The organism is Aeromonas sp. MaB10011B (assembly GCF_017939325.1).
Classification (GTDB): Bacteria; Pseudomonadota; Gammaproteobacteria; order Enterobacterales; family Aeromonadaceae; genus Aeromonas; species Aeromonas caviae.
This window is the reverse complement of the sequence record NZ_JAGKRK010000078.1, coordinates 106,596-121,438: the sequence shown is the minus strand read 5'-3', so window position 1 is coordinate 121,438 and position 14,843 is coordinate 106,596. Positions and strand designations below refer to the sequence as shown.

Below are 14,843 nucleotides of genomic sequence, written 5' to 3'. Positions count from 1 at the left end.
TTATGACCAAATCAGATCTCATCGAACAACTGGCAGCCAGCCGCATGCATATGCCGGCCAAGGATGTCGAAGCCGCTATCAAGGAGATCCTTGAGCAGATGGCATCGACCTTGCAAAACGGCGACCGGATTGAAATCCGAGGATTTGGCAGTTTCTCGCTGCACTATCGTGCGCCCCGCGTGGGTCGCAACCCCAAGACCGGGGACAAGGTTGAACTGACCGGGAAATATGTCCCGCACTTCAAACCTGGCAAAGAGTTGCGCGAACGCGTCAACATCATCGAATAATGCAGAAAACGGCATACCTGAGTATGCCTTTTTCATTTTTATGGCCTGGAGTCTGCCCGTTGTCGGGTTTCTCACACTCTTTTCCCATTCGCGCTAGAGTCTGCCTGTGATTTTAAGGATAATCAGTCACTCATTCGCTACAGACAGGGAGCTCCCATGAAGCGTATCTTGGCCCTCATTCCACTGGTGCTGGTGTTTGTCCTGACCCTTGCCATCGGTTCTCAAAATGGTCAGCTGGTGCAGTTCAACTACCTGATTGCCCAGGGGGAGTTCTCGCTCTCCATGTTGCTGGGGTTCTTCTTCGCCGGCGGTTTTCTGCTGGGCTGGCTGGTATTTGGTCTGCTGTTCCTGCGTCTCAAACTGCAAAATCGCACCCTGAACCGAACCATGCGTCGTCAATCTCGCGAGTTGGAGCTTGCCCGGTCGACAGCCAAGGAATAATGTCCCTCGATGCTTGAACTGCTTTTCCTGCTGTTGCCCATCGCCGCCGGTTATGGCTGGTACATGGGCCGCAGGAGTGTTCGCCAGGACACCCAGCAACAGAGTAACCAGTTTTCCCGCCAGTACGTGGCGGGCCTCAACTATTTGCTCTCTGACGAGTCGGACAAGGCGGTGGATCTCTTTATCCAGCTGCTGGAAGTCGATAGCGAAACCATCGAAACCCACCTCTCCCTCGGCAACCTGTTCCGTCAACGGGGCGAGGTCGATCGCGCCATCAAGATCCACCAGAACCTGGTCGCCCGTCAGCTGACCCGTGAGCAGCGTCAGCTTGCCTTGCAGGAGCTGGCCCGTGACTTTCTGGCTGCCGGATTGCTCGATCGGGCCGAAGCACTCTGGAAAGAGCTGTGTGATGACAGCGATTTCGAAGAGACGGCTCTGGCACAGCTCCTGATCATTCATCAGCAGTTGCGTGACTGGGACAATGCCATCGCCGTGGCGGTGCGTCTGCAGAAATTCCAGGGCAAGAAGCTGGCCGAGCCCATATCCCACTTCTATTGCGAACAGGCGGAGAGTGCCTTGCGCGATGGCGACAAGCCTGCGGGCATCGCCAAGCTCAAGCGTGCGCTCGGTGCGCACCCGGCCTGTGCCCGCGCCAGCTTGCGGCTGGCCGATCTGGCGATGGAGGAGGGCAGGTTCGAGGATGCGGCCAAGGAGCTCCTGCGGGTGTTCGAGCAGGATATCGACTTTGCCTCCGAAGCCATGCCAAAACTGCTCGAATGCTATCGCCAGCTTGGTCGCAGCCAGGAGCTGATCCCGCTGCTTGAAAAAGCGGTAGAGGATCATGCGGGGGTCAGCGTGACCCTGGCGCTGGCCAATCTGGTGGAGGCCCGCGATGGGTTGAGCCAGGCCCGGGCCCTGGTGCTGCGCCAACTGCGTCGCCACCCCTCCATGAAGGGCTTCTATCAGCTGGTCGGTTTCCAGTTGGCCAGTGCCGAGGAGGGGCCTGCCAAGGAGAGCCTGGAGCTGCTGCAACAGCTGGTCGGTGAGCAGATCAAGATCAAGTCGACCCACAAGTGCCGTCAGTGCGGCTTTGCCACCCATTCGCTGTTCTGGCAATGCCCTTCCTGCCGGCAGTGGGGCACCATCAAGCCGATCCGAGGGCTGGATGGAGAGTAAACGCCAGCGAGGCCAACACGCCCGGGCGAGCACGGATACCCAAGAATTTCAGATGCCAGCGTGCAACCGGGCCCCGGCTCTGCTGCGCCTGGCTGTGGCATAACAATCCATAGGAAGTGACATGCAAGACCCCAAAGTACTGGTCGCGCTGGATTATCAGCACGAAGCCGACGCCTTTGCCTTCATTGAGCAGATCTCACCGGCCCAGTGCCGCCTCAAGGTAGGTAAGGAGATGTTTACCCTGTTTGGTCCCCAGTTCGTTCGCCAACTGGTGGCCAAGGGGTTCGACGTCTTCCTGGATCTGAAATTTCACGACATTCCAAACACCGTCGCCAAGGCGGTGGCGGCCAGTGCGGAGCTGGGCGTCTGGATGGTGAATGTCCATGCCAGCGGTGGTGAACGCATGATGCGTGCCGCCAGAGAGGCGTTGCTGCCATACGGCGACAAGGCGCCCCTGCTCATCGGGGTAACCGTGCTGACCAGCATGGAGCAGTCCGACATGGCGCCCCTGGGTCTGGATGTGACGCCGGCAGAACAGGTGATCCGCCTGGCCACCCTTGCCAAGACGGCCGGGCTGGATGGTGTGGTCTGCTCTGCGGAAGAGGCGAGTGTGCTGAAGGGGCTGCTGGGAACCGAATTCAAGCTGGTGACGCCGGGCATTCGTCCGAGCGGATCGGCTGCCGGTGATCAGCGCCGCGTCATGACGCCGCTGGCAGCGGTGGAGGCGGGGGCGGATTATCTGGTGATCGGTCGTCCCATCACCCAGTCCTCGGATCCCGCCGCCATGCTTGGGGCGATCAATGCCGAGCTTTGCCGGTAACGGCGTCATGGGCGAATGAGCGCAGGCCGGATCCCAGATCCGGCCTGCTGCATTTTGGCCGTGGGCTTGCCTTGCCTATGGGGAGCTCAGGAGTGGACGGCCTGGGCGTCCAGACGAATGGGGAAGAAACCGAGCAGCAGGCCGGCGAGTGCACCGATGAAGTGTGACTCGATGTGTACCCTGGCACCGATCAAGGCGGAGACAGGGCTCTCGCCGGCACTGTAAAAGTCCACACCGAGCTTGATGGCGACGCCCGCCAGCATCAGCCAGCCGGAGTGACGGCGAAAGCGGATGTCCTGCATGGCACCCCATACGAACAAGCCGTGCAGCAGGCCGGAGAGTCCCATGTACCACTGGGTTTGCGGGCAGCCCCACCAGATGCCGAGTCCGACCGCCGTCCCCAGCAGCAGCAACAGCACGGGCAGGCGCCATCCCGTCAGGTACTCCTGAAACAGGCTGTAGAGCACGGCCAGACCGCTCAGGTTGAGCAGCAGATGCCATCCATTGGTGTGTGCCAGATTGCCTGTTATGATGCGCCACCCTTCGCCCTGGGCGATCAGGTCGCGATCGAAGGCGAGCTGATGATTTGGCACGGTGAAAAAGAGCAAGGCAGTGACGAGCGAAAGCGCGATGACCCAGAGCAGACCCGATTTTCCTGACAACATGAAGCAGCCCAACGACAAAGAGAGCCGATACTGTACACGCTGTACCCGGGCCCTCAAAGCGTGCCTGTGCGATTATATTCAGCGGGTGCCGAACCTGGCTGCGCTCCATATTCTGCAACACCCTGCCGAAGTAGGTCACCCCAAGGGGACGGCTGCGTTGCTGGCGGCGTCCCTGACCGATGTGCGCATCCATGTGGGAGAGGACTTTTCCGACGATGAAGGGCTCAATACCCTGCTTGCTGACCCCGCTGTCCAGTGCTACGTGCTGTGGCCCGATGAGGAGGCCCTGACCCTGATAGAGGCAAGGGAGCATCTCCTGAGGCGTGGACGCACCGTGCGAGCCCACTTCATCCTCCTCGATGGTACCTGGCGCAAAGCCTATCGCATGTTGCACAGCTCGCCTGCACTGCTCGGGTTGCCGCGGATCACCCTCGGCGCCATTGCCGGGCAATATTCCATTCGCAAGAAGCCCTTTGAGGAGGCACTGTCCACCCTGGAGGCGGGCTACCATCTGTTGTCCCGGTGGGAAGGAGAGCCTGAGCGCTTCGCCCCGCTGATGACCCTGTTTACCCATTTGAACCGGCAGTGGCATGACTTTGCACAAGGCCGCCGCCGTTGAGTTGCCCAGAGGAGTGAAAACATGAAAAAAGCCGTCGTGGTCTTCAGTGGCGGGCAGGACAGCACCACCTGTCTGGTGCAGGCACAGGCCCGCTATGACGAAGTGCATGCCATCACCTTCGATTACGGCCAGCGCCACCGGGCGGAGATTGACACCGCCCGCCATCTGGCGACGGCGCTCGGGATCGCCGCCCACAAGGTAATGGATGTGACCATGCTCGGGGAGCTGGCCATCTCTGCGTTGACCCGGGACGACATAACGGTGAGCTTCGAGCTTCAGGAGAACGGCCTGCCCAACACCTTCGTGCCGGGACGCAACATCCTGTTCCTGACCCTGGCGGCCATCTATGCCTATCAGGTGGGTGCCGAAGCGGTGATCACCGGGGTGTGCGAGACCGACTTTTCCGGCTATCCCGATTGCCGCGACGACTTCGTCAAGGCGCTCAATCAGGCGGTCTCCCTGGGGCTGGATCGCCCCATCCGCTTCGAAACCCCCCTGATGTGGCTCGACAAGGCCGAAACCTGGGCGCTGGCGGATCATTACGGTCACCTCGATACCGTACGTCACCAGACGCTCACTTGCTACAACGGTGTCCAGGGAGATGGTTGCGGGGCCTGTCCGGCCTGCGAGCTGCGTCGCCGTGGCCTGGATCACTATCTGGCTGACAAGACCGGCATCCGTGCCAGACTTTACGAGAAGAGCGGACTGGGCGAGAAAAGCGGATCCTGAGCCTGTGCCTAGCCCGGGTTTGGGGTATAATCCGCCCCTTTTGCAGCAAGTCGTGACCAAGATGCACTACCCAATCAACGAGATCTTCCAGACCATCCAAGGGGAGGGGGTATTTACCGGCCTGCCCGCCATCTTCGTTCGCCTTCAGGGCTGCCCGGTGGGCTGCCCCTGGTGCGATACCCGCCACACCTGGGTGGTGGACCCCGAGCGTGAGGTGGCCCCTGGCGAGGTGCTCGATCGTTCCAATGAGTCCGACGGCTGGAGCAAGATGAGCACGGAAGATATCCTGGCCAGCTTTACCCGGCTCGGTTACCGGGCCCGTCACGTGGTGTTGACCGGTGGTGAGCCCTGCCTCTACGACTTGCGCGAGCTCTCTTCGGCCCTGGTGGCATCGGGTTATCAGGTGCAGATCGAAACCAGCGGGACCAGCGAGGTGCTGACCCATGAGCAGACCTGGGTGACCGTTTCCCCCAAGATCGGCATGAAGGGTGGGTTGCCGGTGCTGGTCTCTGCACTGGAGCGGGCCAACGAGATCAAGCACCCGGTGGCCACCGAGCACCATATCGAAGAGCTGGATGCCCTGCTGGCCACCGCCCGGCTGCGCCCCGATGTGATGATTGCGCTGCAACCCATCAGCCAGAAAGCCAGGGCCACGGAGCTGGCCATGGCGACCTGCATCGCCCGTAACTGGCGACTCTCCATCCAGACCCATAAATACCTGAATATCGATTGATATGGATGGACTCAGCGATGAGCGCATCTTGCTGACGCTGGCCAGCAAGATGCCTTACGGGAAATACAAGGGGCGGCGCATCATCGATATTCCCGAGCCCTATCTGGTATGGATGGCGCGAAGCGGTTTTCCGGCCGGTACCCTGGGCCAGTCTCTGGCACTGGCCTACGAGATAAAGCTCAATGGACTCGAGTCCATGATTATTCCCATTATTAACAGGATGTCGGAATGAGAATATATACAAGGCAAGGGGACAAAGGGCTCACGCGACTTGCCGATGGCACTTCCCTGGCCAAAGACGATAAACGTGTCGAGACCTATGGCGCCATCGACGAGCTGAATTCCCAAATAGGCTTGTTGATGGCTGAAATACCCGTCGGGGAGAGCACACTCCTGGCCGATCTCATATTGTTGCAGCAGGAGCTGTTTGATCTGGGCGGGGAGCTGGCATTTTCCAGTGAATCGCAAACGGATGCGCTGTGGCAGGTGAACGAGGCTTGGACGAACAGGCTCGAGCAACAGATCGATGCCTACAGTGCCGGGTTGCCGGTGCTGCGCAATTTTATTTTGCCGAGCGGTTCGCGGGCGGCGGCCCAGGCACATGTGGTGCGTACCCTGACCCGTCGCTGCGAGCGCCTGCTGCTTGGATTGAGCCGCGTAGAGCGGGTAAATCCGGCCGTTTTGCCCTATCTCAACCGGCTGAGCGACTGGTTTTTCACCATCGCCCGATACTTGTTGGTATCGTCAGGCACCCCGGAGATCCTCTGGGTCAAGGCGGCTGACAGAGGCTGACAACCGCTCGAAGCAGCAATAAAAAAACCTCGCCTTGCGAGGTTTTTTTATTGCTGTGGAAAGGGGCCTGATATTGCTGTCAGATGGCAAAGGCTTCCACGGATTTGCCTTCGGCAACGGCCTTGGCAATGACCGAGGGCATGCGGCCCTGACCGGTCCAGGTTTTTTCCACGCCATTGTCCAGATAACGATATTTGGCGGGGCGGGGCGCACGTTTGCTGACCTTGGTATTCTCGGGAACCACGGTGTTGACCAATTCGGCGGGATCTATCCCTGCGGCCCTCAGCATTTCGGCATATTCGGCAATTTTCTTTTGATGCTCTTCACGGGCCTGGCGTTCGGCGGATTCATCTTGTCGACGTTCATCGACGATGGCGGAGAGCTTTTCCAAGCCTTCTTCCAGTTGTTCCAGCGTCAAATCGCGGCAAACTGCACGCAGGCTACGGATATTCAACAGCACTTTCAGAAATTCGTTCATATTGGCTACCACGCGAGCAAAATATTAAGGGAAGAACTGGTTTTTCGATAATTTATAGGGGTGTTTGGCACCAAGTCAAGCCTGCCCAAATAATTAATTAGGCTGATAAATTAAGTCTTGAAATAGGTATGAAGGATATTTTTATCCGTTTGATGGGCCAACATCTTCGAATGGGTTTATGTCAGATGAAAATATCGCCAGCGGAGTATTTGATGAACCATTTGACTATCTTTGAAGATGTGGGCGCCTCAGAAACCTTGAAATTTAATCAAAAAACTTGCTATCACCCGGCGGCTCGATAAAATGTGCCGCGAATACCTTTAAGTAGAGGCGCGCTGCCTATGAGTAACCGAGCGGAGGGTGATGCCTGCGATGCTCGATGAAAGGAGTCGGCGCCGAAGTGACCAGGCCATCATACCGGGTTGCTGGTTCTGCATCTAATAGGTGCAGGACTGCCATAGTCATCCACTATGGAGCGCTACCTGAAGGGGCTGAGGAGTATACCCTCCCCATGGGTTTTGTTTCTTTGATCCTCTCGGTAGATCTCCACCTGTTGTCTTTAGGTGCAAAGAGATCATGGACATCGTTCATTACGCCGACTCCGGTTGGTCCGTCGTTCCTCCCCTGCTGGCCGTTGCGCTGGCGATCATCACTCGCCGCGTCCTGGTGTCGCTGGGGGTGGGCATAGTCGCAGGCAGCTTGCTGCTCAACCAGTTTTCTCCCCTTGCGTCCCTGCATTACATGCTCGATACCGTGCTCAGGATCTTCTGGGTCGACGGTGCGCTCAATCGTGACAACGTCAACATGATCCTCTTCATGTTGCTGCTGGGCGGCCTCATCAGCCTGATGAGCGTCTCCGGTGCGACCCGGGCGTTTGCCGAGTGGGCGGAGCGCCGCGCCAAGACCCGCAAGGGTGCCAAGTCCCTGACCGGTCTGATGGTGTTTGCCTTCTTCATCGACGACTTCTTCCACAGCCTGTCGGTGGGGGCCATCTGCCGTCCGGTGACTGATCGCTTCCAGATCTCCCGCGCCAAGCTGGCCTATCTGCTGGACTCCACTGCCGCGCCGGTCTGCGTGCTGATGCCGATCTCCTCCTGGGGGGCCTACATCATCGCCCTCGTCGGCGGCATCATGGCGGCTCATGGTCTGACCGACCAGAGCCCCATCTCCGCCTTCGTCGAAATGATCCCCATGAACCTCTATGCGGTGTTCACCCTGATCATGGTGCTGGTGGTGATCGCCTTCCAGCTCGACATAGGCCCCATGCGCCAGCATGAGCAGTGGGCACTGGAAAGCAAGCTGTGGGACGAGTCCAAGGGGCGCCCCATCGGGCTCGACATGGAGAGCCCGGAGGAGAGCAATGGCGGCATGATTGACATGGTGCTGCCCATCCTGACCCTCACCCTGGCCACCGTCTATTTCATGATTGACTCCGGGGCTGCTGTGCTGGCCGACAAGGGGCTGCCGTTCAGCGTGCTCGGCTCCTTCGAAAACACCAATGTCGGCTCCTCCCTGGTCTATGGTGCTCTGTGCAGCCTGGTGGTCTCCATCGGTCTGGCCATGCGCCTCAAGCTCGGGGCAAGCAACTGGATGAAGGCGGCTCCGCAGGGGATCATGGCCATGCTGCCCGCCATCAACATCTTGCTGTTCGCCTGGACCATCGGCGCCGTGGTGCGCGATGTGGAAACCGGTAAATACCTGGCCTCCCTGGCCAATGGCAATCTGCCGGTGGAAGTGCTGCCCGCCGTGGTCTTCGTGCTCTCCTGCGCCATGGCGTTTGCCACCGGCACCAGCTGGGGTACTTTCGGCATCATGCTGCCGCTCGCCGGCGACATGGCGGCCGCCAGCGACATCAGTCTGATGCTGCCCATGCTGGCCGCCGTACTGGCAGGGTCCGTGTTCGGGGATCACAGCTCCCCCATCTCCAGCACCAGCATCCTGTCTGCCACTGGGGCCGGTTGCCATCACATCGATCACGTGATGACCCAGCTGCCCTATGCCCTGGCCATCGCCTTTGGCGCGGCGCTCGGCTACCTGGTGATGGGGCTGATGCACTCCGCGCTGGCCGGTTTCACCGTGAGCGGGCTCTGGTTCCTGATCTTCTCCGGTTACCATTTGCGCAAAGCCCGGGCGTATAGCGCCGTGGCAGTCGCATAAGAGAACAAGGGGCCTGCGGGCCCCTTGGTTTTGGCAGGGGCTTTGGTTAGCATGCGCCCCATCACTCCCGTTTCGGAACCCCATCATGGCTTCACTGCACTACAAATTTGCCACCATGAACTCAGGCAAATCGACCCAGCTCATCCAGGCCCACTTCAACTATCTGGAGCGTGGCATGTATCCGCTGGCCATGACGCCCGCCATCGACGATCGCTTCGGTGCCGGCGTCATCAGTGCCAGGGTCGGTCTTGAGCTGAAAGTGGAGGTGTTCAGCGACAGCTGCGATCTCTTCGAGATGGTCAAGGCGCGCCACGCAAAGCGGCACATCGATGTCTTCATCGTTGACGAGGCTCAGTTCCTGACCCGTGAGCAGGTTTACCAGCTCGCCCGCATCGTCGACGAGCAGGATATTCCGGTGATTGCCTATGGTCTCAAGACCGATTTTCGCGGCGAACTGTTTCCCGGCTCCTACCACCTGCTCTGTCTGGCGGACAAGTTCGAAGAGCTCAAAAGCATCTGCTGGTGCGGCAACAAGGCCCACATGAACTCGCGGGTCAACGAGGCGGGGCAGGTGATGCGCGACGGTGAGCAGGTGGAGATCGGCGGCAACGATCGCTATGTGTCGCTCTGCCGCAAGCACTATCTGGAAGGACGGGCCTTCAAGTAACCCATGGCTGGCTCGTGCAGCCTGGACACCAAAGAGGGCGCCCATCTGGCGCCCTCTTTGTCTATGGGGGTCAGTCGATCTCGATGTCGACGGGGGCGATGATGGGGTCTGCCGCCGGCAGGCGGTGGAAGAGCTGGCGAAAATGCTGCTGTACCCGGCCTATGTCCACCAGGGACATGCCGGAGGCGAAGCCGAACCAGACGTAGAGCCCGGTGAGGTCGCGAAACATGGGAGGGAGGTAGCGGGGGGCGTCGATGAGCCCCTCCAGATAGTGTTGATAGAGCACGGGGATGTCGTCCAGGGTCACCTTGCCGACGAACAGCATGGGCAGGATCTCCGGCACCCCCTCCAGCACGGCGCTGCGAATGAAGTTCACCGTCTCCACATAGCCCTTCACATAGGAGAGATCCTTGGTAAAGCAGGCGCCCCCCTCGACCATGCCTCCGCGAAACACCCGCTGGGTGATCTTGTAGGCGTCGTGCTCGCTGGCCCCCTTGGCTACGAAGTGGCGGAACACCTCGATGAAATCGGCGCCACGCTCCGCCATGTCGATGGCCATGACCCGATCCGAGATGCGCTTGGCCCTGTCCGGGAAGGAGCTGAACGTGAGGGTCTCGATGAGTACTGCCAACCCCTCCTGACAGGCGGTGATGCGGGGCGAGCCGGCGCCGAGCCAGGTGGCGTAAGATTGCTGGCGGCCGTTGAGGGTGGTGCCGACGTGAACCCAGCCTTCGTGTACCTCCAGCACCTGCAGATCGAGCTCCGAGAAACGGGCGTGGGAGTTGAGCTTGATGTAATCCCCCCCGGCGGCGGCATCGGAGACGATGCCATCGCTGAGCTTGACCTGGACTGTGCCGTCGCTGAAGTAGCTCGACAGCTTGCCTTGCAACCTCGCCACCGCGGCTTCCCCCTCGAACTCCTTGGGGTAGGGGCGCACCAGATGGCGGGCGCCGGGCAGGGAGAAGATGTCGCACAATCTGGCCCCCAGCTCCTTCAGGGTCTTGCGATCCCCGCGCAGGTGATCGCTTGCCGAGCCGTAGAACCGCTGACTGTAGCGCTGGAAGTCAGGCTGCCCGCGCTGGCGCAGCATCTCGATGACCACCATGTACTGATCCACCGTCTCTTGCAGGATCCGGCCGAGATCGTCCTGGGGGCCGAGGCGCCGGCGGATCCTGTCCCTCAACTCCTTGAGCTCAAGGTACTTGTTGCGGGGATCGAACCCCAGGGGGAGGGATTCATAGAAGTGCCTGTCGATGGCGGGCAGTGCCTTGCCGCCACTTGCCAGAAAGTCGCTTTGCAGGTGACGGGGCCATTTGATGGCATCCAGGATGCGGATGGGTTTTTGCAGGGCGAGCAGTTCATCCGAGAGGGATTTGAGGTGCAGGCGATACTTTTCTTGGATGGTCATCGGGCTCTTTGGAGGCGAGTGCGCTACGAGAATGGCTGAGTATAGGCACAGGGCCTGTCAAAAAGAAGCGAGACGACGGGGATCCGGCCTGTGTGCTTTTGGTTGTCTGAAAATTGGTTTAGACTGCGCCCCTTGATCTCTACCGTGTCGTGAAAATGATGAATATCCCCAGCTCTGAAATGATAATGCGTTGGTTGCAACAGGCCCGGATCGAGCACTATGTGTGCGATCAGTGTCATGGCATCCACATGGTCTCCCTGCAGTCCGTCGAGGGCATCCAGGAGAGCCGGATCTTCGTGGAAGAGGAAGGGCTGCTGTTCTCATCCGAGCTGGAAGTGCGCCCCTCATCGCTGCTGCCCCTGGTGGCCGAACTGGGTCGTCTCAACATGCAATATCCGTCCCTCAAGGTGTTCCTCGACATCATCGATGACAACCTGCCACGCCTCGTTGTGGGTCACACCGTCTTTACCAAGGCGGGTCTCACCGTCGAGCAATTCCTGCTGTTCGTTGAAAGCACTACGGCAGCCACCCATGAAGTGGTTTCCGAATGTGAACGCCTTGGCTTCCTCAATCTGCCGGAAATCCAGGTCGCACCGGAATCCGTTCACTGACCTCAGCACCTGAACTGTGCGTTTAATGTGCGAACGGTTCGCTGCGGCTAAAAAGCCGTTGACGGCGGCGGGGCTTTCCCCTAAATTACGCCCCGTTCCAGCGCAACGGCGCAGCGAATACCGTGTTGGCTGAACACGTTAAACCACAGACAAAATTTGGTGCGGTATCCGAGAGGCTGCCCACCGACGAAGTCGGCAAGATGCACGCGCAGCGCGCTCCGAAAGCCACTTCAAGCAGTAAAAATTTGGTGAGGTGTCCGAGTGGCTGAAGGAGCACGCCTGGAAAGTGTGTATACGGCAACGTATCGAGGGTTCGAATCCCTCCCTCACCGCCAAATAAAACAAAAGGCCCCGTCGCAAGACGGGGCCTTTTGTTTTTCCGGTAACCGGCAATCTGGTCTCTACCCGGAATCGACAGGCGGGTGGACTAGCCCTGTTGGAGTGGCATAGGCCGTACACCGGGCGACACCGGGACGTGGTCTGGTCAATTCTTCTCTTGCTGTCAGGTTTTATCCTGATCGGTTTATCGTTCCCTAACCTTGTCCCGTCCCGTTATCTCTTCAACCTGGAGACATAGGGGATATTCCGGTACTTGTGCTCCCAGGGCAGGCCGTAGCCCACCAGCAGATCATCGTTCGTCATTTCATAGGCATAAAACTGCTCGGCGGGGATAGCCACGCGCCCTGGTTTGACAAACAGGGTCGCGATGGACAGGGAACGTGGCGCGAACGCCTGCAGGTGCGCGACCAGCCGCCTCATGGTACCCCCCGATTCGATGGCGTCGTCCATCAGGATGACGTCTCTGCCCTGGATGCCGACATTGTTGTGAAAGACGATGGGAGAGGCATTGTGGCGCTCCCCCGGAGTGTGGGGGCAGGAGATGTAGTCCATGGCGATATCAAAGCGCAGCGCCCTGACGACATCGGCGGTAAACAGCATGCCGCCCGGCACCACGGTGATCACCACCGCCTCCGTGAATCGCTCGTTGAGCCGTTTGGCGATGACCTCGACGCCGAGCGCAATGTCCTCGGTATTTAATACCACGTCGCCGAAAACAGGGTTTCTCATGGCAGCTCCTGACAGGTTGTAGAAAGAGGGGGGGGCCGGGGGGCCAGCCCCACGCCTCTGCTGAGGAGCAGGGCCAGCACCATCAGCAAAACGACGCCGTGGAGGGCAGCCGGCAGACCGAATGCGTCGGCGACAAAGCCGACCAGGGAGGGGCTGGAGAGCACGCCGACATAGTCCTGGGTGGCGTCGCTTATCTGCGCGTTCAGTTTGACGAAGGGGATGATGGAGGCCCAGGCCGCGGTGGCAAAGCCCGAGCAGAAGAAGGTGGCTCGGGTGGCGAGCCGCTCACCCCGGGGCCGCCGGCTGGAGAGTGTGGACAACATGGGGTCTCCTTGGATGACAGTCGAAGGAGGGGCTGTGCCTGGGATCCTCCGAGCGAGGAGGTCATGCTATGATCATTTCGAGTTCATATGAACAAAAATGTTCTTGTATTTGTTTGTATGTGTTCATTGTGGCGATATGATGACCGCGATCAGAATGCATACATCCGAGGTAACAGCATGATCAAACCCATCATCACGGACATGGACGGCACCTTCCTCATATAGCAGGGGGGATAACAACCGAGCCCTGTTCGCCGAGGTGGTTGCCGCCATGGCGCAGCAGGGGATAGATTTTGCGCCCTGCACGGGAAAACAGGTCGACCGGGTCGAGGTGCGGCTGGGGGCGCAGAGCGCGAATTTCTGGATCCTGGAAGACAGCGCCACCCGCATCAAGCACTAGGGGCGCTACGTCTATCAGTCGCTGCTGGGTAACGCCCTGGGCCTGGCCATCATCCGTCGGTTGGCGCGTCTGCCGGGCGAGCATATCGTCATCGCCTGCACGGCGGCCTGCGCGGCGATCCGGGAGGAGGTGCCGGATCATCTGAAAGCCTTGGTGCGTCGCTCCTACACCCAGGTGCAGACGGTCGCCGATTTTGGCGACATCACCACGGACGTTGTGAAGATCACCGTCTAAGACAAGCAGGGCCGCTGCCTGGATCTGCGGGGCCAGCTTGGCGAGTGTGATGACGAGGCCTACATAGTGGCGTCCGACAAGCAGTGGATAGACATCGCCAATGCCGGCGTGCACTAGGGGACAACGGTGGCCAGGTTGCAGCAGCTGGGCGGCGCCGGTCGCCATGAGACCCTGGTCTTTGGCGACGGGCTCAACGACTCGGGCTGATGGCGTGCGCCGACTTCAGTTTCGCCATGCGCAATGGCCACGACGGACCAAGGATGCCGCCCATTTCATCACCCGCTCGAACGATGAAGACGCCGTCATGCACACCATCTTGCAACTGCTCGCACTGCAGAGGCTGGGGGCGTGAGGCGGGCCGGGCGATGAACGCCCGGCCATTACAAGGGAACACCATGGACAAGTATTCACCGGAGGAGCGACGGCTCCTCATTCTGGATCTGCTGGCCGCGCACCACAAAGTGATGGCGGCGGAGCTGGCGGAGCCGCTGGGCACCACGGAGGCGACCATCAGGCGGGATCTGCGCTATCTGGCCGATGAGGGACGCTGCAAGCGCATTCACGGTGGCGCCATCTCCCTGTCGCCCCAGACGGGGACCCTGACCGAACGCAGTACCCAGCATGTGGCGCAGAAGCAGGCCCTGGCCGTGGCCGCCCTGAGCCTGGTCAAACCGAACCAGCTGATCTTCCTGGATGCCAGCAGCACCCACCTGCTACTGGCCTCCCTCATGCCGGAACACCAGGGTCTGACGGTGGTGACCAACAGCCCGGCCATCGCCTGCCGGCTGCTGGAGAGACCCGGCATCAGGACCATCCTCATCGGTGGCGAGCAGGATCCGCTGGTCGGCGGGGCCGTCGACATCACGGCGGCCGAGGGCATCAAAAAGTTCCGCTTCGACCTCGGTTTCCTGGGGGTCTGTGCCTGGTCCTCGGATCTCGGCTTCAGCGCCGTGCATTACCAGGACAGCGAGTTCAAGCGCCGGGTCGCGGAGCGTTGCGGCTCGCTGGCGGTGCTGTGCAATGACGACAAGCTGGAGTCCCTGGCCTCCTACCCCTTCCTGCACGCTGCGGATCTCGACTACCTGATCTGCACCCGGCAGGATCCGGTCCTGGTCAAGACGTTCGAAGGGGAGGGCTGCACCGTCATCACCGCCGGCTGACGCCGGGCAGGCTGCGCCGTCGCGAGAAGAGCGGGGAGAGGCCGGGGGTTGGAAGCGGCCCATAAAAAACGCCCC

18 protein-coding genes, 1 tRNA gene, 1 pseudogene and 1 riboswitch are annotated in these 14,843 nt (G+C 60.1%); of the genes and pseudogenes, 14 read left to right on the top strand and 6 right to left on the bottom strand.

What is annotated here, in order from left to right; genetic code table 11:
* Positions 1-2: 2 nt before the first annotated feature.
* From ihfB to pyrF, 4 genes are all read left to right on the top strand, one after another.
* Entirely contained in the window at positions 3-287 is a 285-nt protein-coding gene (gene ihfB / locus J9893_RS18180) for an integration host factor subunit beta (RefSeq protein ID WP_005299934.1), read from the top strand.
* Positions 288-443: 156 nt separating this feature from the next.
* On the top strand, positions 444-728 hold the full coding sequence (locus J9893_RS18175) for a lipopolysaccharide assembly protein LapA domain-containing protein (protein WP_042016623.1): 285 nt from the start codon (positions 444-446) through the stop codon (positions 726-728).
* A gap of 9 nt (positions 729-737) precedes the next feature.
* Complete coding sequence (lapB, locus tag J9893_RS18170; RefSeq protein WP_010674999.1) at positions 738-1,904, top strand: lipopolysaccharide assembly protein LapB; 1,167 nt, start codon at positions 738-740, stop codon at positions 1,902-1,904.
* A 121-nt stretch (positions 1,905-2,025) separates the two neighbouring features.
* On the top strand, positions 2,026-2,724 hold the full coding sequence (gene pyrF / locus J9893_RS18165; RefSeq protein ID WP_111896599.1) for an orotidine-5'-phosphate decarboxylase: 699 nt from the start codon (positions 2,026-2,028) through the stop codon (positions 2,722-2,724).
* Between the two features lie 86 nt (positions 2,725-2,810).
* Here the strand turns inward: pyrF and rrtA are convergent, their stop codons facing one another.
* The gene (rrtA, locus tag J9893_RS18160) at positions 2,811-3,389 is read right to left on the bottom strand and encodes a rhombosortase (RefSeq protein WP_223931729.1); all 579 of its coding nucleotides are present in this window, start codon (positions 3,387-3,389) and stop codon (positions 2,811-2,813) included.
* On the opposite strand from rrtA, the gene J9893_RS18155 reads away from it, so the two are divergent.
* The 5 genes and pseudogenes from J9893_RS18155 to J9893_RS18135 all read left to right on the top strand — a co-directional run bounded on the left by J9893_RS18155 (position 3,355) and on the right by J9893_RS18135 (position 6,262).
* Positions 3,355-4,008 carry a tRNA-uridine aminocarboxypropyltransferase gene (locus J9893_RS18155; RefSeq protein ID WP_174213882.1) on the top strand — a complete coding sequence of 218 codons (654 nt, stop codon included), beginning with the start codon at positions 3,355-3,357 and terminating at the stop codon, positions 4,006-4,008. The genes rrtA and J9893_RS18155 overlap by 35 nt on opposite strands.
* 12 nt (positions 4,009-4,020) lie before the next feature.
* A pseudogene (gene queC, locus J9893_RS18150) lies at positions 4,021-4,737 on the top strand (7-cyano-7-deazaguanine synthase QueC); the annotation flags it as partial.
* A 61-nt stretch (positions 4,738-4,798) separates the two neighbouring features.
* Positions 4,799-5,470, top strand: coding sequence for a 7-carboxy-7-deazaguanine synthase QueE (gene queE, locus J9893_RS18145; protein WP_010674994.1), 672 nt, complete (start codon positions 4,799-4,801; stop codon positions 5,468-5,470).
* A gap of 1 nt (position 5,471) precedes the next feature.
* Positions 5,472-5,702, top strand: a complete 231-nt coding sequence (locus J9893_RS18140) for a DUF3820 family protein (RefSeq protein ID WP_039038687.1) — start codon at positions 5,472-5,474, stop codon at positions 5,700-5,702.
* Positions 5,699-6,262, top strand: coding sequence for a cob(I)yrinic acid a,c-diamide adenosyltransferase (locus J9893_RS18135; protein WP_010674992.1), 564 nt, complete (start codon positions 5,699-5,701; stop codon positions 6,260-6,262). Before J9893_RS18140 ends, J9893_RS18135 begins: the two co-directional genes overlap by 4 nt.
* A 79-nt stretch (positions 6,263-6,341) precedes the next feature.
* On the opposite strand, the gene J9893_RS18130 is transcribed toward J9893_RS18135, so the two are convergent.
* On the bottom strand, positions 6,342-6,740 hold the full coding sequence (locus tag J9893_RS18130; RefSeq protein WP_010674991.1) for an H-NS family nucleoid-associated regulatory protein: 399 nt from the start codon (positions 6,738-6,740) through the stop codon (positions 6,342-6,344).
* A gap of 317 nt (positions 6,741-7,057) precedes the next feature.
* Positions 7,058-7,229: riboswitch (Lysine riboswitch) on the top strand.
* Between the two features lie 87 nt (positions 7,230-7,316).
* Here J9893_RS18130 and J9893_RS18125 point away from each other — a divergent pair.
* Both J9893_RS18125 and J9893_RS18120 read left to right on the top strand, forming a co-directional pair.
* Positions 7,317-8,897, top strand: a complete 1,581-nt coding sequence (locus tag J9893_RS18125) for a Na+/H+ antiporter NhaC family protein (protein ID WP_210600122.1) — start codon at positions 7,317-7,319, stop codon at positions 8,895-8,897.
* An 85-nt stretch (positions 8,898-8,982) separates the two neighbouring features.
* Positions 8,983-9,564: a thymidine kinase gene (locus J9893_RS18120; RefSeq protein WP_010674989.1), complete on the top strand. Its 582-nt coding sequence runs from the start codon at positions 8,983-8,985 to the stop codon at positions 9,562-9,564.
* A gap of 70 nt (positions 9,565-9,634) precedes the next feature.
* Here the strand turns inward: J9893_RS18120 and J9893_RS18115 are convergent, their stop codons facing one another.
* Positions 9,635-10,972, bottom strand: a complete 1,338-nt coding sequence (locus J9893_RS18115; protein ID WP_210600123.1) for a flavohemoglobin expression-modulating QEGLA motif protein — start codon at positions 10,970-10,972, stop codon at positions 9,635-9,637.
* 155 nt (positions 10,973-11,127) lie between these two features.
* On the opposite strand from J9893_RS18115, the gene J9893_RS18110 reads away from it, so the two are divergent.
* Together J9893_RS18110 and J9893_RS18105 are read left to right on the top strand one after the other, a co-directional pair.
* Positions 11,128-11,583: a YbjN domain-containing protein gene (locus J9893_RS18110; protein WP_160839247.1), complete on the top strand. Its 456-nt coding sequence runs from the start codon at positions 11,128-11,130 to the stop codon at positions 11,581-11,583.
* Between the two features lie 247 nt (positions 11,584-11,830).
* Positions 11,831-11,918 (top strand) — tRNA-Ser (locus J9893_RS18105).
* A 217-nt stretch (positions 11,919-12,135) separates the two neighbouring features.
* Here J9893_RS18105 and J9893_RS18100 read toward each other — a convergent pair.
* The 3 genes from J9893_RS18100 to J9893_RS18090 all read right to left on the bottom strand — a co-directional run bounded on the left by J9893_RS18100 (position 12,136) and on the right by J9893_RS18090 (position 13,773).
* Entirely contained in the window at positions 12,136-12,651 is a 516-nt protein-coding gene (locus tag J9893_RS18100; RefSeq protein ID WP_167826042.1) for a phosphoribosyltransferase family protein, read from the bottom strand.
* Complete coding sequence (locus tag J9893_RS18095; RefSeq protein WP_201926040.1) at positions 12,648-12,974, bottom strand: hypothetical protein; 327 nt, start codon at positions 12,972-12,974, stop codon at positions 12,648-12,650. Before J9893_RS18095 ends, J9893_RS18100 begins: the two co-directional genes overlap by 4 nt.
* Positions 12,975-13,191: 217 nt before the next feature.
* Entirely contained in the window at positions 13,192-13,773 is a 582-nt protein-coding gene (locus J9893_RS18090; RefSeq protein WP_210621933.1) for a hypothetical protein, read from the bottom strand.
* 230 nt (positions 13,774-14,003) lie between these two features.
* Between J9893_RS18090 and J9893_RS18085 the strand changes: the two genes are divergently transcribed.
* Positions 14,004-14,768 carry a DeoR/GlpR family DNA-binding transcription regulator gene (locus J9893_RS18085; RefSeq protein ID WP_128343605.1) on the top strand — a complete coding sequence of 255 codons (765 nt, stop codon included), beginning with the start codon at positions 14,004-14,006 and terminating at the stop codon, positions 14,766-14,768.
* Positions 14,769-14,843: the final 75 nt, after the last annotated feature.